15 protein-coding genes and 12 pseudogenes are annotated in these 20,759 nt (G+C 43.6%); 16 read left to right on the top strand and 11 right to left on the bottom strand.

All coding sequences use genetic code 11. The features are described from left to right. Window positions 1–177: 177 nt before the first annotated feature. Both IPP67_09715 and IPP67_09710 read right to left on the bottom strand, forming a co-directional pair. Window positions 178–880, bottom strand: a pseudogene (locus IPP67_09715) (HAD hydrolase-like protein). A 119-nt stretch (window positions 881–999) separates the two neighbouring features. Continuing rightward, window positions 1,000–1,504, bottom strand: a pseudogene (locus tag IPP67_09710) (ribulose-phosphate 3-epimerase). 245 nt (window positions 1,505–1,749) lie between these two features. On the opposite strand from IPP67_09710, the pseudogene apaG reads away from it, so the two are divergent. Continuing rightward, window positions 1,750–2,131 (top strand): annotated as a pseudogene (gene apaG / locus IPP67_09705) (Co2+/Mg2+ efflux protein ApaG). Between the two features lie 54 nt (window positions 2,132–2,185). Next, window positions 2,186–2,890 carry an SAM-dependent methyltransferase gene (locus tag IPP67_09700; protein MBL0339400.1) on the top strand — a complete coding sequence of 235 codons (705 nt, stop codon included), beginning with the start codon at window positions 2,186–2,188 and terminating at the stop codon, window positions 2,888–2,890. Window positions 2,891–2,893: 3 nt separating this feature from the next. Here IPP67_09700 and gloA read toward each other — a convergent pair. Beyond that, window positions 2,894–3,316: pseudogene (gene gloA, locus IPP67_09695) on the bottom strand (lactoylglutathione lyase). Between the two features lies 1 nt (window position 3,317). Next, window positions 3,318–3,506 (bottom strand): rubredoxin, encoded by a 189-nt coding sequence (locus IPP67_09690; protein MBL0339399.1) that lies wholly within the window; start codon window positions 3,504–3,506, stop codon window positions 3,318–3,320. Between the two features lie 52 nt (window positions 3,507–3,558). Here IPP67_09690 and thiD point away from each other — a divergent pair. The 3 pseudogenes from thiD (at window position 3,559) to hemL (ending at window position 6,371) form a co-directional block, all read left to right on the top strand. Then, a pseudogene (thiD, locus tag IPP67_09685) lies at window positions 3,559–4,426 on the top strand (bifunctional hydroxymethylpyrimidine kinase/phosphomethylpyrimidine kinase). Then, window positions 4,407–5,039: pseudogene (locus IPP67_09680) on the top strand (thiamine phosphate synthase). Before thiD ends, IPP67_09680 begins: the two co-directional pseudogenes overlap by 20 nt. Window positions 5,040–5,088: 49 nt before the next feature. Beyond that, window positions 5,089–6,371: pseudogene (hemL, locus tag IPP67_09675) on the top strand (glutamate-1-semialdehyde 2,1-aminomutase). Between the two features lie 84 nt (window positions 6,372–6,455). On the opposite strand, the pseudogene IPP67_09670 reads toward hemL, so the two are convergent. Next, window positions 6,456–7,110 (bottom strand): annotated as a pseudogene (locus tag IPP67_09670) (cytochrome c4). Between the two features lie 137 nt (window positions 7,111–7,247). On the opposite strand from IPP67_09670, the pseudogene IPP67_09665 reads away from it, so the two are divergent. The 4 genes and pseudogenes from IPP67_09665 (at window position 7,248) to rdgB (ending at window position 10,130) form a co-directional block, all read left to right on the top strand. Next, window positions 7,248–7,839 (top strand): annotated as a pseudogene (locus IPP67_09665) (SPOR domain-containing protein). Window positions 7,840–7,967: 128 nt separating this feature from the next. Then, on the top strand, window positions 7,968–8,774 hold the full coding sequence (gene map / locus IPP67_09660) for a type I methionyl aminopeptidase (GenBank protein ID MBL0339398.1): 807 nt from the start codon (window positions 7,968–7,970) through the stop codon (window positions 8,772–8,774). 26 nt (window positions 8,775–8,800) lie between these two features. After that, entirely contained in the window at window positions 8,801–9,535 is a 735-nt protein-coding gene (rph, locus tag IPP67_09655) for a ribonuclease PH (GenBank protein ID MBL0339397.1), read from the top strand. Beyond that, window positions 9,528–10,130, top strand: coding sequence for an RdgB/HAM1 family non-canonical purine NTP pyrophosphatase (rdgB, locus tag IPP67_09650; GenBank protein MBL0339396.1), 603 nt, complete (start codon window positions 9,528–9,530; stop codon window positions 10,128–10,130). Before rph ends, rdgB begins: the two co-directional genes overlap by 8 nt. Before the next feature lie 277 nt (window positions 10,131–10,407). Here the strand turns inward: rdgB and IPP67_09645 are convergent, their stop codons facing one another. The 4 genes and pseudogenes from IPP67_09645 to IPP67_09630 all read right to left on the bottom strand — a co-directional run bounded on the left by IPP67_09645 (window position 10,408) and on the right by IPP67_09630 (window position 13,659). Beyond that, on the bottom strand, window positions 10,408–11,016 hold the full coding sequence (locus tag IPP67_09645) for a hypothetical protein (protein MBL0339395.1): 609 nt from the start codon (window positions 11,014–11,016) through the stop codon (window positions 10,408–10,410). A 191-nt stretch (window positions 11,017–11,207) separates the two neighbouring features. After that, window positions 11,208–12,041, bottom strand: a complete 834-nt coding sequence (fghA, locus tag IPP67_09640) for an S-formylglutathione hydrolase (protein ID MBL0339394.1) — start codon at window positions 12,039–12,041, stop codon at window positions 11,208–11,210. 7 nt (window positions 12,042–12,048) lie between these two features. Further along, window positions 12,049–13,155: an S-(hydroxymethyl)glutathione dehydrogenase/class III alcohol dehydrogenase gene (locus IPP67_09635; GenBank protein ID MBL0339393.1), complete on the bottom strand. Its 1,107-nt coding sequence runs from the start codon at window positions 13,153–13,155 to the stop codon at window positions 12,049–12,051. Beyond that, a pseudogene (locus tag IPP67_09630) lies at window positions 13,155–13,659 on the bottom strand (low molecular weight phosphotyrosine protein phosphatase). The gene IPP67_09635 and the pseudogene IPP67_09630 overlap by 1 nt, the downstream one beginning before the upstream one ends. Before the next feature lie 318 nt (window positions 13,660–13,977). Here IPP67_09630 and IPP67_09625 point away from each other — a divergent pair. From IPP67_09625 to IPP67_09595, 7 genes and pseudogenes are all read left to right on the top strand, one after another. Continuing rightward, entirely contained in the window at window positions 13,978–14,235 is a 258-nt protein-coding gene (locus IPP67_09625) for a hypothetical protein (GenBank protein ID MBL0339392.1), read from the top strand. Window positions 14,236–14,420: 185 nt separating this feature from the next. Continuing rightward, window positions 14,421–15,236, top strand: coding sequence for a hypothetical protein (locus IPP67_09620; protein ID MBL0339391.1), 816 nt, complete (start codon window positions 14,421–14,423; stop codon window positions 15,234–15,236). 6 nt (window positions 15,237–15,242) lie between these two features. Then, on the top strand, window positions 15,243–15,533 hold the full coding sequence (locus tag IPP67_09615) for a DUF2523 domain-containing protein (GenBank protein ID MBL0339390.1): 291 nt from the start codon (window positions 15,243–15,245) through the stop codon (window positions 15,531–15,533). Further along, window positions 15,530–16,487: pseudogene (locus tag IPP67_09610) on the top strand (zonular occludens toxin). The gene IPP67_09615 and the pseudogene IPP67_09610 overlap by 4 nt, the downstream one beginning before the upstream one ends. A 540-nt stretch (window positions 16,488–17,027) precedes the next feature. Next, window positions 17,028–17,234, top strand: coding sequence for a type II toxin-antitoxin system HicB family antitoxin (locus IPP67_09605; GenBank protein MBL0339389.1), 207 nt, complete (start codon window positions 17,028–17,030; stop codon window positions 17,232–17,234). Further along, complete coding sequence (locus tag IPP67_09600; GenBank protein ID MBL0339388.1) at window positions 17,227–17,448, top strand: type II toxin-antitoxin system HicA family toxin; 222 nt, start codon at window positions 17,227–17,229, stop codon at window positions 17,446–17,448. Before IPP67_09605 ends, IPP67_09600 begins: the two co-directional genes overlap by 8 nt. Before the next feature lie 58 nt (window positions 17,449–17,506). Continuing rightward, window positions 17,507–17,815, top strand: coding sequence for a hypothetical protein (locus tag IPP67_09595; protein MBL0339387.1), 309 nt, complete (start codon window positions 17,507–17,509; stop codon window positions 17,813–17,815). Between the two features lie 3 nt (window positions 17,816–17,818). Here the strand turns inward: IPP67_09595 and IPP67_09590 are convergent, their stop codons facing one another. Beyond that, window positions 17,819–18,394, bottom strand: coding sequence for an IS4 family transposase (locus tag IPP67_09590; GenBank protein ID MBL0339386.1), 576 nt, complete (start codon window positions 18,392–18,394; stop codon window positions 17,819–17,821). Window positions 18,395–20,168: 1,774 nt separating this feature from the next. Then, window positions 20,169–20,729 (bottom strand): annotated as a pseudogene (locus IPP67_09585) (transposase). Between the last annotated feature and the right edge of the window lie 30 nt (window positions 20,730–20,759).

Here is a 20,759-nt window from a genome sequence, read left to right as displayed (position 1 = left end):
ATCGGAATACGATTGTATCCTTGTTGAACAAGCTGATTAAACTCTTCTTCAGTCTGTTTTGATTGCACCACCTCTGTCATCAATGCCAAAACGATTTAATTGAAGTGTTTTATACATGCCGTCTCATTCTAGGGATCAGGAATTTATAAACGAATGATTGAAAAGTTATTTGTATGATTATTTAGAAATTAGCTTGGATGCTTCAATCAGCGTTTCAGCAATGGCATACAATCGAGTTCATAGCTGTTCCGACCTTCATTATAACCATAGGGCACACAAAAAACATGACAACCAGCCGCTCTGGCAGCAATGGCATCATTGGTAGTCTCAATTAACAGTGCTTCATGAGGTTGCACATCAAAATGTTTGCAGATGTGAGTCAATGGCATGGGATCGGGTTTTCTTAGTTAGACTGTCTCAGACAATACAATTTCAAATTGCTCATATAAGCCTGTTGAGCGTAACAAAGGTAACGTAAAGGCTTCAGCTTTATTGGTGGTGCGTGCCAGCTTATGAAACCTGCCTGTTGCATTATTTTGATACCTTCCAGTACACAGGATGCGGACGCGTATTCACATTAAGTATTCGCGTAATAGCATTTTCGTATATAGCGGTGGCGTTTGCGCAAATAACGCAGCATCGGGTTCTCCATCAAGCTGGCCGGTTAACGTTCGTTGACCAGCTTCTGAATCCCTTTTTCAATATAGAACGGATCGTTGACGTTGGTGCTCCGGCAATCCCAGATCTTTAGCGTCAAATTTGCCGCTAAGGCGAGATCGTCTGCAGTGTCAAGCAGATTGCCATCAAATCGATCATGAGTCACTTTGATGGATATTGGTAATTTAACTTCTTTACGGACGCATCTGCAGTGCGAAAAGATTTTGGTTCATTTAAATATAGAAAATAGCAATCAGCGAGTAGGGTGGTAATCAATTATACTTTTGCCAGTTCGGCACGAAACTCCGCCAGCACACTGTCATAACGATGAGGATCGTTATCTTAGCCAGCTTGATAAATGGCTGATCCTGCCACGAAGGTATCCGCGCCGGCACGACGCTGATCTCAACGAAATTGTCTGCTTTAACGCCATCAATTTTCAGCATGATATTTTTCCACAAGCTCAATACGTTGTCTAACAGCTTTAACCTTTAGTGCTTCAGGAATAAATTTTTGCCCATAGGCCAGGATTTACTGACATAATAAGAATCAGGTCAAGTTTATCGAGGGTAACCGTGGTCCAGATTAGTGCAAGGGGGTCGCGGGATTAAAATCCAAACCAGCTTTGTAGCCTTGTTCTTCAATCAAGCCGATAGTGCGATCAATGTGATTCGATGCCTCAGGGTGAAATGAAATGATAATAGCACCCCTTTGGCAAAATCTGGAATAATACGATCAACAGGTTCTGTTAACTGCATCATCAATAGTTGCATCGGTAACTGGACGGATCGCTTCGCAAGACCAAAGGACCGATAGTGAGGTTAGGAACATAATGATTATCCATCATCAAAGTGAATGATATCGGCTCCTGAATCTATGAAGCGGCGGTAATTTCGTCGCAAGTTTAGCGAAATTGGCGGAAAAGAATACTGGGTGCAATGCGGTACGTGAAAACCTCTCAATAATCAAAGTTGTTATTTTAACCGCAAATATCCAACTACGCGTAACAGAGATAACGATTTATGTATAAATTATATTAATACTTTCCATACTTTTTTTGATACCGTATAAATAAATAATGTGAAATAAAAAATGACTGAAAATAAAAAATATGAAATTGATGTCAGTATTCGTACGGTATATCTGCCTGATCAATCTGATGAAGAATCTGCGAGGGCATTTGCCTACACCATCACTATCGCAAATAACGGTACGGTAGCGACCCAGTTAATTAGTCGACACTGGATCATCGATAATGGTGATGGCACTACCCAAGAAGTACGCGGATTAGGCGTGGTCGGCGAACAACCGCTGCTCAAGCCCGGAGATAGCTTCGGAATATACCAGTGGAACGGTCATTTCATCCGCTGTTGGGTCCATGAAGGGTAGCTATCAGATGGCAGCAGAAGATGGTTATCATTTTGATGTCGCCATTCCCGAATTTATTCTCAGCGTCCCGCGAATTCTGCATTAGATCGATCAAAATTTAATGATACGTATCAGTTAGCAGCGCTTAGCGAATATTCAGATGACCGGTAAACTCTATTTAATCCCAACTCCGATTAGCGAGGAAAACATCGCTTGGGCAATGCCGACGGCAGTTCAGCAATGCATAGCCGAATTGGCATATTTTATTGTTGAACACCCCAAAACAGCTCGGCAATTTTTGAAACAGATCAGTTCCAAGCATGCGCTGCAAACTTTAAATATGCAAATTCTGGATGAACATACACCATCGGATGATCTCGTAACGTTACTGGATCCCTTATTAGCGGGACACGATGTGGGATTGTTATCCGAGGCAGGTTGCCCGGCGGTCGCCGATCCTGGCGCCGAATTGGTGCGATTAGCGCACAAAAACAATATCAGGATAATTCCATTGGTTGGACCATCATCCATTTTGCTGGCATTAATGGCGTCGGGTTTGAATGGACAACAATTTGCCTTTAACGGCTGTTTCCCAATCGAGGGCAATGCACGTATTAGCAAAATAATAGAGTTAGAGAAGTTATCCATTAGCCGAAACCAAACGCAAATCTTTATTGAAGCGCCATATCGTAATCAAAAATTACTGGAACAGCTCATTAAGGCTTGTAGTGATTCTACAAATCTATGTATTGCGAGTCACCTGACTTTCTCTAATGAGATGGTTGCAACTAGAACTATCAAAGAGTGGAGTCGCTCTTTGCCAGATATCAACAAAATCCCCACCATTTTTTTATTGCACGGATAAAAGTTAAGAAAAACAAACTGAATGGCTAGTGAAAATGCTTATGCTGTTTTTCTGGATAAATTCAATCTTGTAACCGTCAGGATCTTCTATGAACGCGATAACTGTTGTGCCGTGTTTCATGGGACCGGCTTCACGAGTCACTTTCCCACCCAGTTTTTTGTATTTTCACAGGCTTGATAAGCATCATTCACTTCAACCGCAATGTGACCAAAACCATTTCCCAAGTCATATTCGGAAGTATCCAGTTATGCGTCAACTCAAGAACCGTGCCATCTGTTTCATCCTGATAGCCTACAAAAGCCAGAGTAAATTTGCCATCAGGATAATCTTTTGCGCCGAAGCAGTTTTCATACCCAAAACCTGGGTATAAAACTCAAGCGATTTATCTAGATTGCCAACCCGGAGCATGGTATGCAAAATTCGCATCTTATATTTTTACCATTTCAAAATCTTCTTTACGGGCGCCACATTCCGGACATGTCCAATTGATCGGAACATCTTCCCAGCGAGTGCCCGGTGCTATGCCTTCATCGGGAGATCCCAGCGCTTCATCATAGATAAAGCCACAAATTAAGCACATATAACGATTGTAATCGCGATTCTCTTCGGTAGGCATGATAGATAGCAACTTCCTTTTAGGTTAAAATGATATTTTACGGTATTAATGCATGTTACAGCCACCCCCAATTGTACTTTCTTTTGCAGCCAATGACCCCAGTGGCGGAGCCGGCATTCAAGCCGATATGCTCACCATTGCAAGCTTAGGCTGTCATCCACTATCCGTAGTGACTGCTATTACTGTTCAAGACACTACCGGCGTGGATGAAGTGATGCCGCTTGATCCTGAATGGGTAGCTGATCAGGCTAGAGCGGTGCTAGAAGACATGCCGGTTCATGCTTTCAAGATTGGTTTGTTAGGCAGTGTTGAAATCATTGCTACTATTGCGGAAGTCATTTCTGATTATCCGTATATTCCGCTGGTCATGGATCCGGTATTAACTTCTGGACGTGGAGACGAGTTAGCCAACGAAGACATGGTCGATGCCATGCGTGAATTGTTACTTCCGCAAGTCACGGTCTTGACGCCCAATAGTCTTGAGGCTCGGCATTTGGCTCAGCAGGAAAATGACCCGAGTGAATCCAAATTGGATTTAAGTCTCTGTGCGCAAAGATTATTGCTGATGGGATGCGAATACGTACTTATCACCGGCACACATGAAAATACGCAGCAGGTTAGAAATACACTGTTTGCTTCCAGCGGCATTATACGCACCGATGATTGGGAAAGACTTGAGCACACTTATCATGGTTCGGGCTGCACGCTGGCGTCAGCGATAGCAGCTTCATTGGCTAATGGCTTATCAGTCAGTGACAGCGTACTTGAAGCTCAAGACTATACATGGCATACATTGCAGGCGGGTTTTCGTCCAGGCATGGGACAATATATTCCCAATAGGCTTTTGGGCTAAAGATGGAGAAGATAACGAAGGCGAGCATGAAGAAAAGGAAGTAATCATTGAGCAGCCTGAAAATTAGCGGACCTTATGCAATAACTCCAGATCTTAATCAAACCAATGATCTGTTGAATAAAACCCGGCAGGTATTGGAAGGCGGAGTAAAACTCGTGCAATATCGTAACAAATCGGCCAATGAATCTTTACGTAGAGAACAAGCGAAATTACTATTGTCGCTTTGTCGAGAACACAACGCTCTATTAATTATTAATGATCATCTTGAAATAGCTATTGAGATAGATGCAGATGGAGTCCATGTGGGGAAAAATGATGTGTCGGTTTCTGCAGCGAAAAATCAACTTGGACAAAATAAAATTGTGGGAACCTCATGTTATAACCAGTTAGATTTAGCCATGCAGGCACAAAAAGACGGAGCAGATTATATTGCTTTCGGCGCTTTTTTTTCTCACTGACGAAACCCTAATGCAGTTTCAGTGTCTATAAGCTTAGTCAATCAAGCTCAAAAGGCGCTATCAATTCCTATTGTAGGCATCGGAGGTATTCAATTGACTAACGCCAGAACAGTTATTCAAAGCGGATGCGCAGCAATCGCTGTGTGTCATGATTTATTTCAGGCTGAAAATATAAAAGCAACGGCAGAGCACTATGTGCAATTATTTGCAGAAACCATGTAACGCATTAAAAACAAGATTATCCTTATAATTTTTTATCAAGAGTAACTCAATGACTTCACGCAATCATCAATTATTTGAACAGTCTCAACAATATATTCCTGGCGGAGTAAATTCACCCGTTCGTGCTTTTAAATCAGTGGGAGGGGAACCGATTTTTTTTTCAGCGTGGTGAAGGGGCTTATTTTTGGGATGCCGATGGTAAATCCTATATTGATTATGTCGGATCTTGGGGACCATTGATTCTTGGTCACGCCAACCATGATGTCGTTAAGGCAGTGCAGACAGCCGCTCAAAATGGGCTAACATTTGGAGCGCCAACTGAAGCAGAACTAGAAATTGCCAAAATGATTTGCCACTTGCTGCCTTCAATCGAACAAGTCAGATTGGTCAGCTCTGGCACCGAAGCCGGCATGAGTGCCATCCGACTGGCACGTGGTTTTACAGGTCGAAGCCGGATTATAAAATTTGAAGGTTGTTATCATGGGCATGACGATGCTTTATTGGTTAAAGCTGGTTCTGGCGCATTGACATTTGGTCATCCGAGTTCTGCGGGAGTACCGGCTGAAACGGTGGGCCATACCATTGTTCTGGATTACAACGATATTTCCGGTATCGAAGCAACATTTAATCAATTCGGGCAGGGAGATAGCTGCGGTAATTGTCGAGCCCGTTGCCGGTAATATGAATTTGGTTGCCCCCACTGCAGATTTCTTGACCAAATTACGGTCATTGTGTACTCAAAGTGGCAGTGTCTTGATATTTGATGAAGTCATGACAGGATTCCGTGTTGATCTTAAGTGCGCGCAAGGGCTTTACCAAATCAAACCGGATCTGACTATTTTAGGTAAGGTAATTGGTGGCGGCATGCCGATGGCCGCATTTGGCGGCAGGCGCGAAAATTATGCAATGTTTAGCGCCGCTGGGCCGGTTTATCAGGCAGGCACATTATCTGGCAATCCGGTTGCAGTGGCCGCAGGTCTCGCCACGCTAAAACAAATCCAAGCCCCCGGTTTTTATGAAAAACTGAGCAACAGAACACAGCAATTAGTCGATGGCATTAGTGCATCTGCCAAGCAATATGGTATTGATTTTTGCGCGCAATCGGTGGGAGGCATGTTCGGCCTATATTTCAGAAAAGAAATTCCGACCAGTTTTGCTGAAGTGATGCAATGTGACAAGGAATCTTTCAATCGATTCTTTCACGCGATGTTGAATGAAGGCATATATTTTGCTCCATCGGCATTTGAAGCTGGTTTTGTATCATCCGTACATGGCGATAATGAATTAAGTAAGACACTATCTGCTGCAGATAAAATATTTAAGAACTGGTAAATACTCATTAAGAAATTAATCATAAAAAAGGCGACTTGAGTCGCCTTTTTTACCCATAATTATAAGCAGGGCTTTTATTAATTTTCAGCGCATGGTAGAAATATAGACAGAAACAGCGCGTTTTTCTTGTCCACTCATACGAGTCAGAACTTTCTGCATTATTTGATTGTCGTTGCCACGGTCGCCTGTGTTAAACAAATTGAGCTGAGTCAGGGTATATTCTGCATGCTGGCCAGCTACTGCAGGGTAGTGCGGCGGAATGCCTGATCCATTAGGGCCATGACAACTGGCACAAGCAGGCACGCCATTCTCGATATTGCCGCCATGATAAAGAATCTTACCTATTTCGATCAATTTCGCATCAGCATCAGTAGCTACTTGACTTGGATTCGCTTTCTGTTTTGCATAGTACGCGCCCAGTTTCTTCATATCATCCTGCGAAAGTGCCGCTACCATGGATGACATCACAGGGCTGTTGCGTTTTGCCGGTTGGGTTTCAGTTGCCTTAAAATCAATTAACTGCTTGGTGATATACTCAGCGTGTTGTCCTGCCAAGATCGGATTCATTGGAATAACGCTATTACCATCTGCGCTATGGCAACCTGCACATACTCCGGATGCAGTTTCTTCAACGGTGGCAGGCAGCGGGAGCCGCATCTGGATTTTCTGTCGTTTCAGCTGAGATGGGTGCAGATAGCGCTAACGCTAGCAGCATGACTGTATTCTTAATCATTTTCATATTTCATATCCTGTTCTTAAAAAGGAGTTCAAAAGTTGGTAGATGTATTTGACAGTTAACGTCATATTTTAGCAAGGCACAAGAACGTTAACAACAAAATTAAGTTAATATCAAATTTTAAAAATTTATTCATTTCAATGAAAATAATCTTTATTCTGCTACTGATTATTAATATCGCTTATGTGATTGGCATACAATTTTACGCAAATGATCAGCAGGCAGCAGTGCCACAATTAATGAATGCTGAGAAAATCATATTGCTGCCAGCAAGCGAGAACTGCTTGGAGTGGGGCAATTTTCATGAAGAGCAAATGCAGTATGCTGAAACGATTTTATCAGAAATGGTTTCTGATAAAACTTATGAACTGGAAGAAGCGGGTAATGCCTTGATGTATTGGTTAGCTATTCCACCCTTCATGAATAAAGAAGCAGCCAATCGTGAAATTAATAAACTAAGAAATCTTGGCATCGTCAGTTTTCGCGTAAAAGACGAAAATCAATGGAAGAATGCCATCTCTCTAGGCATATTCCATGATAAAAATGAAGCACTTAAGCAACTGCAAGAAATAGAAAACAAAGGCATCGAAAATGCCATGATTGAAGAGCGCAGTGTCACTTTAAAGAAAATTGTTTTCATAACCCTCACGAATGCTTACAGAGCAAATGGAGAAATTAGTTAAACAATTTGAAGATACCCATTTAGCTGAAAAAAAGTGTGAACGCTTATAATGTCAATCAATAAAGATCACTGGGTTGCGGCTATAATTAACCACATGCAAAACAAAATGCAGTAGTGCTTATTAACGTAAGCTTCTATAATTACTACGTATATCACTGAATAATCAAACTAAATAACAATGACGGTACACATAAAAACAGCGCAGGAAATTGAAAAAATGCGTATTGCTGGTCGATTAGCCTCCGAGGTACTTGATTACATTACTCCATTTGTCGAGGTAGGGGTCACCACAGAGGAGCTTGATACGCTGTGTCATCACTACATGGTCGATGTGCAGAATACTATTCCCGCACCGCTAAACTATGCGCCTTCAGGTCATTCACCTTATCCTAAATCGATATGTACTTCTGTCAATAATCAAATCTGCCACGGCGTCCCGGGACAGAAAAAATTAAAAAACGGTGACATCATTAATATTGATATCACTGTCATTTACCAGGGTTACCATGGCGATACCAGCCGCATGTTCTACCTGCGAGAACCTTCCATTCAAGCCAAACGCTTATGTGAAGTGACATATGAAGCCATGTGGAGAGGAATCGATCAAATTAAGCCCGGCAAGCATTTAGGCGATATCGGTCATGCCATTCAGAAGCTGACAGAAGGCGTCGGATACAGTGTGGTTAGAGAGTTCTGCGGGCATGGCATCGGTGCAAAATTTCATGAAAATCCACAAGTGCTGCATTACGGACGCCCAGGCACTGGTCTCGCGCTTAAACCCGGCATGATATTTACGGTGGAACCAATGATTAATGCAGGCAAAGCGGCCATTCGCCATCTACCGGATGGATGGACTGTCACCACTAAGGATGGAAGCTTATCGGCACAATGGGAGCATACCGTCTTGGTAACTGAAGATGGCTATGAAGTATTGACGGTTTCGACGGGTTCGCCTGCTAAGCCTGTTTATCGATATGCAGTTTAACTTTTCATACTGAAAAATAAGTGACCATGACACGAAGTAATCATCGCACCCCCAATCAAATCCGCCCGGTTAACATCACTCGGCATTACACAAAACATGCCGATGGCTCTATCCTGATCGAATGCGGGGATACAAAAGTGATTTGTACCGCCAGTATCAGTGAACAAGTGCCGCCTTTTCTGAAAGGCAAAGGGCAGGGCTGGCTGACTGCCGAATACGGCATGCTGCCTTGTTCGACGCACTCGCGTATGCAGCGTGAAGCGGCGAAAGGTAAACAATCCGGACGCACGATGGAAATTCAACGGCTCATTGGACGCGCATTACGAGCTGTTGTTGATTTGGGAAAATTAGGCGAACGAACCATACAAATCGATTGCGATGTCATCCAAGCCGATGGCGGCACCCGAACCGCGAGTATTACCGGTGCTTTTGTGGCGTTGCATGACGCTGTGGAGCAACTGATTTATCGTCAACTACTCGAAACCACGCCAATCATCGATCACGTGGCAGCAATTTCCGTAGGCATTCATCAAGGAACGCCGGTACTCGATCTGGATTATGTGGAAGATTCTTCATGTGATACCGACATGAATGTCGTCATGACTGGCCATTCCGGCATCGTCGAAGTACAAGGCACGGCTGAAGGGGTCGCATTCAACCGAAAAGAATTGGATATCATGCTGGATATGGCGCAACAGGGGATTCAGGAGCTGATTGCAATACAAAGAAAGGTGCTAGCCCTGGAAGCAAAGCATGGATAAGCTGAAAAAGCTGGTGATTGCAAGTAATAATCAGGGTAAGTTGCGTGAGATCAACACCTTGCTGGAACCTCTGGCGATCGAAGCGGTACCGCAATCCGATTTTAATGCCGGCGAAGTGGACGAACCTTACGTCACCTTTGTCGAAAATGCACTGACCAAAGCGCGTCATGCCAGCCGCTGCTCAGGATTGCCGGCATTGGCGGATGATTCAGGCATCTGTGTCAGTGCGCTGAGCGGTGCGCCGGGCGTTACCTCCGCACGCTACGCCGGAGAGCCGAGATCCGATGAACGCAATAACCTGAAACTGATTGAAACGCTTAAAAATCAATCGAACCGATGCGCCTATTACTACTGCGTGATTGTTTTGGTGCGTCATGCCGATGACCCGCAACCCATCATAGTCGATGGATCGTGGTACGGTGAAATCGTTGATCAGCCGCGGGGCGAGGGCGGGTTTGGTTACGATCCGCACTTCTTTCTATCCGAGTTTGGCAAAACATCAGCCGAGCTTTCCGCTGAACAGAAAAACCGGATTAGCCACCGTGGTCAGGCGTTGGCGCAATTGATGGACATTTTGCGCGCCGGGAAATTTTAAATAACTACCACTCTAAAAAAATTTCCTTGATTCCGCAGAGAAATTCTTCATAGAAACAAAGAATTCTTAATTCTAGACTTAACTCCATACTTCGAAACGATGGATAGAAATGTGTGGTGATGTGATGAAAAGTATTGTTGTTAAATTATAACGGATTGGCGCGCCATGCTTATCCTTCCTCACTGAAATGCATTACCCATTGCACGCTTAATTAATAAAAGCTTATCGCCAGCGTACAGAGTAGCAACGATAGCAACTACTGCAATAAGTAGCTCAATTAATTTGACCCGCTGCTTTTGGTTAGCATAGCGAGAATCTTGTATTTAAGCCAAAGGAGATAGATGTACCCACTAAGACCAAAATTTCCGTGCACGCTCGTGATCGAGCAATACCAAAAGTATGTTGCAAAATGTCGTTGAACATCTAGGGCTGTTACACTGCTGGCGCAGTTGTAGCGAGCAAGAATGATATTTTCTTCATTCATACTCATAGCTTTAGATTTGTAAGGTGCTAGAAACACCGTGACAAATCCAGTAGCGCCCTGCGAAAACCACAAAGTAGCTCCACTCTCTGCTAGAGGCTCCGCTCGTGCTTCCCCATTTTCTGTAGTGGAATGACTTAAACCTAATGGGCGCCAGCCGGCTTGAACTTGAATCTGATTTGTAATGTTGACAGGAGTGAAGTGTGACTCATTGAACGGAGGATAGTCTTGGTTCTTCGTTAGGGAGAGCCTGCCGAGCTCAGCAATTTCTTCACTGCTTTCAGAAAGTTCGTTGAAAGCGGCCCGAACTAGGCGCTCTAGGTCAAACCAAGCTACTCGGCTGACATAAGCTCGAGAACGACCATTTGCAAGAGTATTTGCGGCTATCTTGAGGGATCGCTTCATAAGGTCTAATCAATAAATTTAGATAAATTGTAATTTAATTATGGGAATTTACCAATCAATCGATAAAGATTATTTTCCATAATAATTATGGAAATAGGATTCAAAAGATTTTAGATAAAACTAAAAATAAGTTCGCCGGACACAAGTAATTTTCCCTCCCCGGTCATTTTTGGAATATAACACGCGGAAGACTACCCAAGCTGCTCTCGGTGATAGCTCAAATGCTCGCCGATAAATGTGATGAAATAATAACTCTGATCGTAGTCCTGATGGTAATGCAACGTCAGTTTCTGGCCGACCGCAGCGCAGGCATTTTCCAGGAGATGCGGGTGCAATTGTTCGGTCAGAAATTGATCGTTCAAGCCTTGATCGACCAGGAGATCCGGCATCCTGCGGCCATCTTTGATGAGTGCAGCAGCGTCATATAGCTGCCAGTTTTCCTGATTTTCTCCGAGATAATTCCGAAATGCCTTTTGCCCCCATGGACATTGCATCGGTGCGCAAATAGGAGCAAAAGCCGACACTGAACGATACAATTCAGGGTAGCGTAGCGCCAGTGTCAATGCGCCGTGTCCACCCATGGAATGGCCAAAGATGCCCACGCGATTTTCATCAGCAGGAAAATGCTTGATGATGAGGCCACGCAATTCCTGGGTGATATAACTTTCCATACGATAAAAATTGCACCAAGGCTCGGTAGTTGCATCCAGATAAAATCCAGCTCCCGCACCGAAATCCCAATGATCCGCTTCTCCTGCGATACCGGTTTGGCGCAGGCTGGTGTCCATCGATACCAACATTAGACCGTATTCTGCTGCGTAACGCTGCGCACCGGCTTTGATCATGAACGTTTCTTCGGTGCAGGTCAGTCCGGCCAGGAAAAACAGCACTGGCACGGCATGATCTTTGGCTTGCGGGGGTTGATAAACCGAAAATCGCATGGGTAAGCCAATGATCGACGATGGGTGCTGATAAAAGCCTTGTATTCCACCAAAGCAAGCATGTTGATTGCGGGTTTCTAACATATCACCACTAATAAATAACGACTGAGCGAATCGATTCGCCCGCTTTCATCAAGCGGAAACCTTCGTTGATGTCATCCAGCGATAGGGTATGGGTGATCAGTGAATCAATATCAATTTTTCCTTCCATATACCAGTCTACAATTTTAGGCACATCAGTGCGGCCTCGTGCGCCACCAAAAGCAGAACCTTCCCACTTTCTCCCTGTAACCAACTGGAAAGGGCGAGTGCTAATTTCAGCGCCAGCTTCTGCTACGCCAATAATAATGCTGCGCCCCCAGCCTTTATGCGTGCACTCCAGGGCTTGCCGCATGACCTTGGTATTGCCGATACACTCGAAGCTGTAATCAGCGCCTCCGTTCGTCAGTTGCACGATCGCATCTACAATATTGGGTACATCATTGGGGTTGATGAAATGCGTCATGCCAAATTTTCTCGCCATCGCTTCTCGTTGGGGATTGATATCAATACCGATAATTTTATCCGCACCCACCATGCGAGCACCTTGTATGACATTCAAACCGATTCCACCCAGGCCAAACACAACGACATTGCTGCCAGCTTCCACTTTGGCGGTATAGATGACCGCGCCAATGCCGGTGGTTACCCCGCAGCCGATGTAACACACTTTATCAAAAGGGGCATCTTCACGAATCTTTGCCAATGCTATTTCAGGTACGACTGTGTAATTTGCGAAAGTGGATGTTCCCATGTAATGCAGTAATGGTTTTCCATCCAGAGAAAACCGCGATGTGTTGTCCGGCATTACGCCACGCCCCTGCGTACTGCGGATGGCTTGGCACAGATTGGTTTTTTGCGAAAGACAAAACTTGCATTCCCGGCATTCCGGGGTGTACAAAGGAATGACATGGTCACCTTTACGTAAGGATTTTACATCGGGACCGACATCAACCACCACGCCAGCGCCTTCGTGACCCAGAATGGCTGGAAACAAACCTTCCGGATCCGCACCTGAAAGTGTGTAATAGTCAGTGTGACAAATACCGGTCGCTTTGATTTCGACCAATACTTCACCAGATTTCGGACCTTCCAGATCAACGTCTTCTATTGTTAAGGGTTCACCGGCCTTCCAGGCAACAGCAGCTCTTGTTTTCATTAGAACATTTCCTTTTTATTGTTGCATAGATGCGCAAGGAGCCCATGACTGGCTTCTTCAACCATATTCAATACCAGTTCGAAACCTTCGTGTCCACCAAAATAGGGGTCGGGCACCTCTGCATTGGAATTGGCGCTTTTGCTATATTGCATGAATAACTGAATCTTGCTCAGGTGCTGTTGAGGGCTCTTTTGTTGCAATAAACTAAGATTCTCTTTGTCCATCGCAAGAATATAGTCGAACTCTTCAAAATCGCTGGCTTGAACGGCACGTGCACGCAAATCGTGCATTTGATAACCACGTTTCAAAGCAGTGTGCTGGGCGCGTTGATCCGGGGATTGCCAATGTGATAAGCATGAGTGCCCGCAGAATCAACTTCAATCATATGATCAACCCCGATTCTTTCACAAAATGTCTGAATACAGCATCGGCTGTGGGTGATCGGCAGATATTGCCCATGCAGACAAATAAAACTTTGGTTTTTTTAAGTGCTTCAGATTTCATATGAATTTTCTAAAAATGATAGAGATTGTTTCTTAGGAAACTGCCATGGATTTGAATTTGATTACTATATATTTTTCACGATAGACGATAGAGATTATCACGAAGATCGTTAAAATAGAATTCGGTTATGTGTGCAATTAATACATCCATCTATTTTTATAATCATGATTTATATCATTATTGTTGACTCAGATATATTGAATCTTTTAAAAAAACATCCGTAATATGAAACATAAGAATTTCAGATTACGAAATTATTTTCTACGATGATAAACGATAGATCAATTTCTCTGCTTAAAGCCAAAAGGGTTATACGATATGTCACTAAAAAATTCAATTAAGGAATTTAAAGCACTATTGGGTGATGAGGAATCACTGCTTGATATTAATTATCCCAAGATCTCCGAAATGATTAAATTGCATTGGGGCTATAAAGAAATTTATCTATACATCAATAAGCTACTTGTTGTTGATAAAGATCGCAGCAGACAAGGGTTTCCTATCGAGGTTATAAAAGAAATCTACCTCTTGCAAGAAATACATGAAAAGCTATTTCCTGGTTTGAAAAAAATGTAATTGAGGAGGTAAGTATGGAAAAGAAAGTATTTACTCTACTCTCATAGGTCCGAATTTTCAAAGTTACAATAATTTTATTTCAAAAGCAGCTGAGGTCAATGATTTAAAAAATCATGAGATGAAGAATTTGCATAGAAATTACAGAAGGTTATTATCCTAGCCCTGAAATAGCATGTAATGCTGCTGTGAAAGTCCATTATAACGGCGCATATTCTGCTAACCCTGCGCCTTACAATGGACAAGATAATTATTATGATTGTCATTATAAGGATGCTAATGGTAATCCTACTTATATTTCTGGTTATTCTCCCCGTTCGGCTGGTTGCCCTGATAACTATGTATTCAATGGCACTCTATGTGCTCTTCAAGGTAATGCTGAAAGTCGTGTTCCAACTGCCTCCGATTGGGATTCCAAGCAATCATTGCTGAATGATCAGCGCTTTGTACCTGAACTGAATGAGAAGGGCGCGGATATTCCAACCGGCATACCCACCTTAACGCCCAACCAGAAAAAACAGCTCGGCCTTGATTCCGTACCTACCAAGGATTCAAGCGGCAATATCACAGGGCGCGAAGATACCACTACCGAAATTGAAGCCGTAGACGCTGGAACCTCTGATAATCCCGGCCGTGTCATCATCAAGGAAACTAAGACCACGATTAAATATGACACCAACAACACGCAGATAAGCAGCACCACCAATACCAGCTACAGCTCTCAGCCACAAGAAAAAGAGCCGTCACAATTCACCATATCATTCGACACCGTACCCGAAGCAACATTACAAACTTATAGTGTCCCCAATACCTTCAGTTCAGATAGTTGGGGTTCTGGCACTTGTCCGCCCAATATCGACGTATCACTAACCAATCATTCTTTCACCATTCCAACACAGCCAGTTTGTGACACAGCGGAAATGATTAACCCTTTCACGCTTCTATTAGCATCAATTATCAGTGTCTACATTATCGCGGGGGTTCGTGGCGGCTCTGCCACTTAAAAAACCATGTTCAATATCTTAATTCCTTTAGGTGCATTTCTCTCTGCTGGCGTTGGTTTCCTTGCTGTACGCGCTTTGATGGGCGTAGGTGTCGGCCTTATCAGTTATGGTGCGGTCGGTGTTGTTCTGCAGCAGCTTCTAACCTTGGCGCAAGGCCATTACAACAATATTCCAGCCTTCGCGCTGCAAATCGCCGGACTCTCTGGCATTGGCCAGGCGCTCGGCATGATCGCCGGTGCCATCACGTTCAGGGCTACTTTCATGTTGATGTCTAAACTCGGAGTGATCCCAAAATGACGATTATCGTTTTAACGGCTACGCCGGGCTGTGGCAAAACCAATCACGCGGTATGGAGCCATATTAAGCCAGCGGTGGAAGCGGGGCGTGTTGTGTATGTTTGCGGTGTACCTGACTTAAAGCTAATGCACATCAAGCTATCCATTCAGAAGCTAAATACCTGGGCAGAACGCACACCCCTAGACCCGGAAGAACCGGAAGGAAAGCAAAAACTAAACAACATCTTGGAAGGTAGTCTTATTGTAGTGGATGAAGCTGCTTATCCATGGCCGGCGGTTGACCTGAAAGACCCTCCGAATATATCAAATACCTAAGCCAGCACAGAAAGCACGGCCTGGATTTCCTGGTCATTACCCAATCACCGAAGTTCGTGCATCCGTTTGTTTTGGAAAATGCCGATCGGCATATCCATTTAAGCCAGGAATGGTCAGGATCAAAAAGCTATGAATGGCCGGAGTACTGCGTCAATCCAAACTCAAGACCAACAAGCAGAATGCAGTTAAGAACCGTACCGGCTTATCAAGGCATTCCGCTGTATTACTCAGCAAGTCTGCATGTGGAAAAACCAAAGCGGGCGATACCTAAAATGGTCTATGCGGCTATTTTTCTGCTATTTGCAGTGCCAGCTATGGCGATGTTCACTTATGGCCGTGTAACCGAGCGGCTTGAGTCTCCAATGGCATCGACTGAAACTGAAAAAAAAACAATAGCGAAGCAGGGGGGTGATACGCCGCCAGCAAGCCCAATGAATGTGTCTCAACCTGCGTAGCATTACCGAGCACTAAACAATCGCTCTCAATGCTATCTGATGCGGTCGATTGGTCACAGGTTGCGGCTTGCGTTGCTAATAAGACAAATTGCGTTTGTTATGGGCATCAGGCGCAACGTTTAAATATTGTTCCTGATACCTGTCAGGCGGCTGTAATTATGGTGGATGGTTCTTTAAAGGAATAAATAACATAAAAAAATGCGATAATTAAACAGTGTTAATGTACCATAGGTCGATAGGAAATGTCCAAGCCGCTTATTGCTTACTCCCAAATCTTAAAATGTTTCAGTTGAACAACATTTTATAAAACTATACGTGTACCAGCAATTTTTGTTTTCTTCATAGAATTCCCCTTCTTTTTACTGTTGTCGTTGAAAAGCGATGATTGTCAATTAGCCGTATGACTAATGTAACACTTTGCAACTGTAGAAAGGCAATAAAGCCAACAATCGCAGGGGACTCGAGACCGCACCTATTACCCCATCGGCTAAATACATTCCTTTTATTATTATCGCCACAATTCAAAATCAAAATATCTTTTAAACTAATTTTCAGCGTTCAAGGGTCGCGCCGCCGACCGGCGCGAAGGTATGCACCGAAAGGGGAGCATGCTGCCCGATCCTAATGCGGTTTTCCTTTATCGTAACTTCCCTTTATTGCCAAACAGAATTTGATTTTGATTCTGTGAGGTATAATCTTTAAAACAATCTTAAGGGAATAAAATCATGGAGCTTTCAGCCGTACTAACGCCAGCACCAGAAGGTGGCTATGTTGCCTTCAATCCTGAAACCGGAACGACCACGCAAGGCGACACAGTTGAAGAAGCTCTGGCTAATTTGGCTGAAGCAACGGAACTCTACCTTGAAGAATTTCCAATGACCATATCTACTCGTTCACTGCTGACAACCTTTCAAGTAGCTGAGCATGCCTAAATTGCCCGTTATCTCAGCGGCAGAAGCGATTAGAGCGTTTGAACGCCTGGGTTTTACCATAGTACGTCAACGAGGCAGCCATATCGTTCTTCGAAGGGGTTCTTCTGGCTGTGTCGTACCCAATCATCGCGAGCTAAAAGTTGGAACATTGAGTGGCGTACTTAAGCAAGCCGGAGTATCGCCAGATGAATTCATTAAATCGTTGCGCGACTGACTTTTCCATACTACAACACGAATTTATATTGAGCGTTATCAATAATTGATAAATCAAAGTGGATACTTTTGATAATAAATTAATTAAAACTCTAACTGAGATTATTGAGGCTAATCCTGAAATAGGAGATAAGCTCGATTTCGAAGATATTATTTCTAATGTAACTGCCACAGCTATTAAGCTAACCAAGGATTCTCTAATTGAATCAAGCCAAGAAATGCTTGATGAAAGACGGAAATTAACAAATGAGTTTGAGCAAAGAAATATAAAACGATGGAAAAAAGCATTTGATACCTTAGAAACTCACATCGTAATATGTACTGAAATCGGAGAAGGGTTTAATAACTCCTTGTCCTGCTGTCGTTAACTTTCAAAGTAGAGACATCTGAATATGAGAGGGGTGATTCAGGTTATGCGGATCTGCTCGTAATAAGCCATCAAGTCGTTTTTCAAATAAATTGAGCTGCAGTAACCGTAAGATCTGCTGCATGGTTTTGTTCATCCTTGACTGAAATTTTATGAAAGCCATAAGCAGGTACACACACATAGCAATCCAGATCTGTGTCATCACAGCATTTTTGCTCGTTCCAATAAAAGACTTAATCTTCAGATTTTGTTTGATCCATTTGAAGAACAATTCCACTTGCCAGCGTGCCTTATAGATATCAGCAATGGTTCTGGCGGCGAGTTTAAAATTGTTGGTCAGAAAAATGTAATGTTTACCGGTATCGATATCCCGATAACCGACAGCGAAATCGACTGGGACATTTCTTTGCTGCCTGGATACTTGCTTAAGCCTGATAGTTTGATTGCTGGTCAGGCCTTTGTTCTTCAAAACCGGTTGGCGATTGATCACTCTGTACTTCGCATTGGCTTTGAGGCGTGTAACAAAGAATATGCCTTTCTCTGTCAGTTGGTTATACCAATCATAATCGTTGTAACCTATCGACGACTACAATGCTGCCACAGTGGAGGCACCAGTGCTCGGCCCATTTCAACATCACTGGTCTTACCTTCTGTGATGGTGACAAACTCGAGAAGATAGCCATCGTGATTCAATCCGACGCTGAAGCTTGATGGCACGCTTTGATCTGAACGAAAGCTTGCCCATGGAAAGACGGATGAGCAAAAAGGTCTATGGTAGATGCATCCAGGGAATAAAGCGGATTCTTAAAACGAAATTTGTGACCGGGCGCCATCCCTTGGCAACGATTCAGCAATTTCCCAGCCAGCGCTTCATACAAAGCATAGGGTTTGTCTTCGTTAATGCGAGACAAGTTCGAACGCGTCAGTTTTGCACTACCCAGGTGACTTGATGAACTCATATAGGCATGAAGCGGTAAAAAAATGATGATTTAGTTTTCGATCTTATTGTAAGACTGTCATGCGAGAGCGTGTCATATATCTCCAGGGATTTTATGCCTGCTCAAGTCGGGTTTTGCTGATGCAGCACATGCTCGTTGGCGAGCTTTGCACGAGGTAAATGTGCAGCTCGATTTATAGCAAAAATACGGTCGGGAATGTGCTGAAAGGTTTTATTTTCATGATATCGTCGATTCATATAATGGGATGCGAGAGCTCCAATAAATATGCAATTCGTTTGCAAGTTGTTGATTTTCTAAGAAGGGGTAATGAATGTAAGAGCGAATATGATTCTTTAATCGAGAAATATGGGAAAGGATTCGCTGAACACTATGGTTGGGCGTCCACCATCTTTCCTCATCATCCACAACCTAATTTTGTAGCCATTGAAAAGATATTTGGACTTGATCATATGCGTCCTTAACTATAGATGGGCAAGTCAAACATACCCTCTGGCTCCTAAAGGAGTACAAGAAATAGATTAGGTTTATGTGTGAAGCTAAAGAGGATATCCTACTTGTAGGACAGAGTAACTCTGGGATGACCAGTCCAACACATGCACAACTTTCTTTAAACATGTCAAATTACGAGTTCCCTATTGACGTTAAAACCTACTTTGAATCATATTATTTTAATGAATATTATTTCCGACTATGAAGAAGAGGTGGGACAATCTTTCTTAGATATAGAAAAACAATAAATTTGATATCTGGCTCATGTCCTTCTGAAGTGGCGCCATTAACCTGTACAACCTGAAAGCAAAGTTAAGCTCTGACAAGGCGGGTTAATCAAGCTCAGGCAGCCTGATGAATTGTTGTGTAAAGCCAATAAACTTCATTCGGTGTTTGGTTTATCAAGATTTACAGGTGAAAACGCTCCTGATTATACCAATCAAACCACTGAGTCAGGGTTTTGCCCGCTCCTTCAAGTTACTGAATGCTCTGGTGTATAAGAGCTCATAGCAACTGTACGCCATAGCCGTTCGATAAAAATATTATCATGATAGCGGCCTTTGCCATCCATGCTGATCTGAATGCCGTAGTTTTTCGAGATGCAAATCATGCTTCTGCGGTAAATTGAGCGCCTTGATCGGTGTTGAATATCTCCGGGCAGCACCGTAGTCCTGGATATGGCAGCTTCCAGAGCTTGGATACAAAAATCGGCATCCAGTGTGTTGGATAAACGCCAGCTCAGCACTTTGCCTTAGTGCCAATCCATGATGGCAACGAGATAACCAAAACACTTTCATCGGTACATACGTGATATCTGCCGTCACACACTGGGTTGGATCGGTTGATAACAACGCCCTTGAGCAGAGTACGGAGTAAGCGTCCAACGCCACCATCTATCTCTATCAATTCATCTGCTTTAGCGTTTCCAATAAACTCAGGTGACAACGGCAACGGTACGTCAATTCGACTATTAGGCCAAGTGGGTAGTTTGATGAGCGTATCTTTAAGCCAGGCAGAAGGGTTCAGGCCGTTGAGTTGGGCCGTGCCGAATAAAGTTTGAATGGTTGCTGCACGTTGACCGGCACGTTCAGAGCCGATGAACAACCAGTTCTTTTTACCAATCGCGATGGGTCGAATGACGTTTTCTGCGGGATTGTTGTCAATTGGCAGGTGGAAAATCTGCGGATAGCGAATCAAGCTGGCCCAACGTTTCAGTGTGTAATCCAAGGCTTTGGCGGAGCCACCGCCATTAGCTGTTTGAGCGCGGGTTTTGCACCAGCCAGCCATGTAATGCTTTCAACTCGGGCAGGCTTTTTTTCTTCTCGTAGTTGTTGACGGTCTTCGATAGTCAGGTCTTTACCTTCTGCTTCAATTGCATAACAGGTTTCCAATGCGTTGTAACGCTGCAAAAGCCATCGGACTGTCATTTGCCTTGTGCAAATCGAAGAATTTACGCCGTGCGTGTGCTAACAAGCCAATTCAATATATGGGTTTGCC

The organism is Rhodospirillaceae bacterium, assembly GCA_016722635.1.
Classification (GTDB): domain Bacteria; phylum Pseudomonadota; class Alphaproteobacteria; order JAEUKQ01; family JAEUKQ01; genus JAEUKQ01.
The sequence above is the reverse complement of the archived record's forward strand: the minus strand, read 5'-3'. Positions and strand labels throughout refer to the sequence as shown.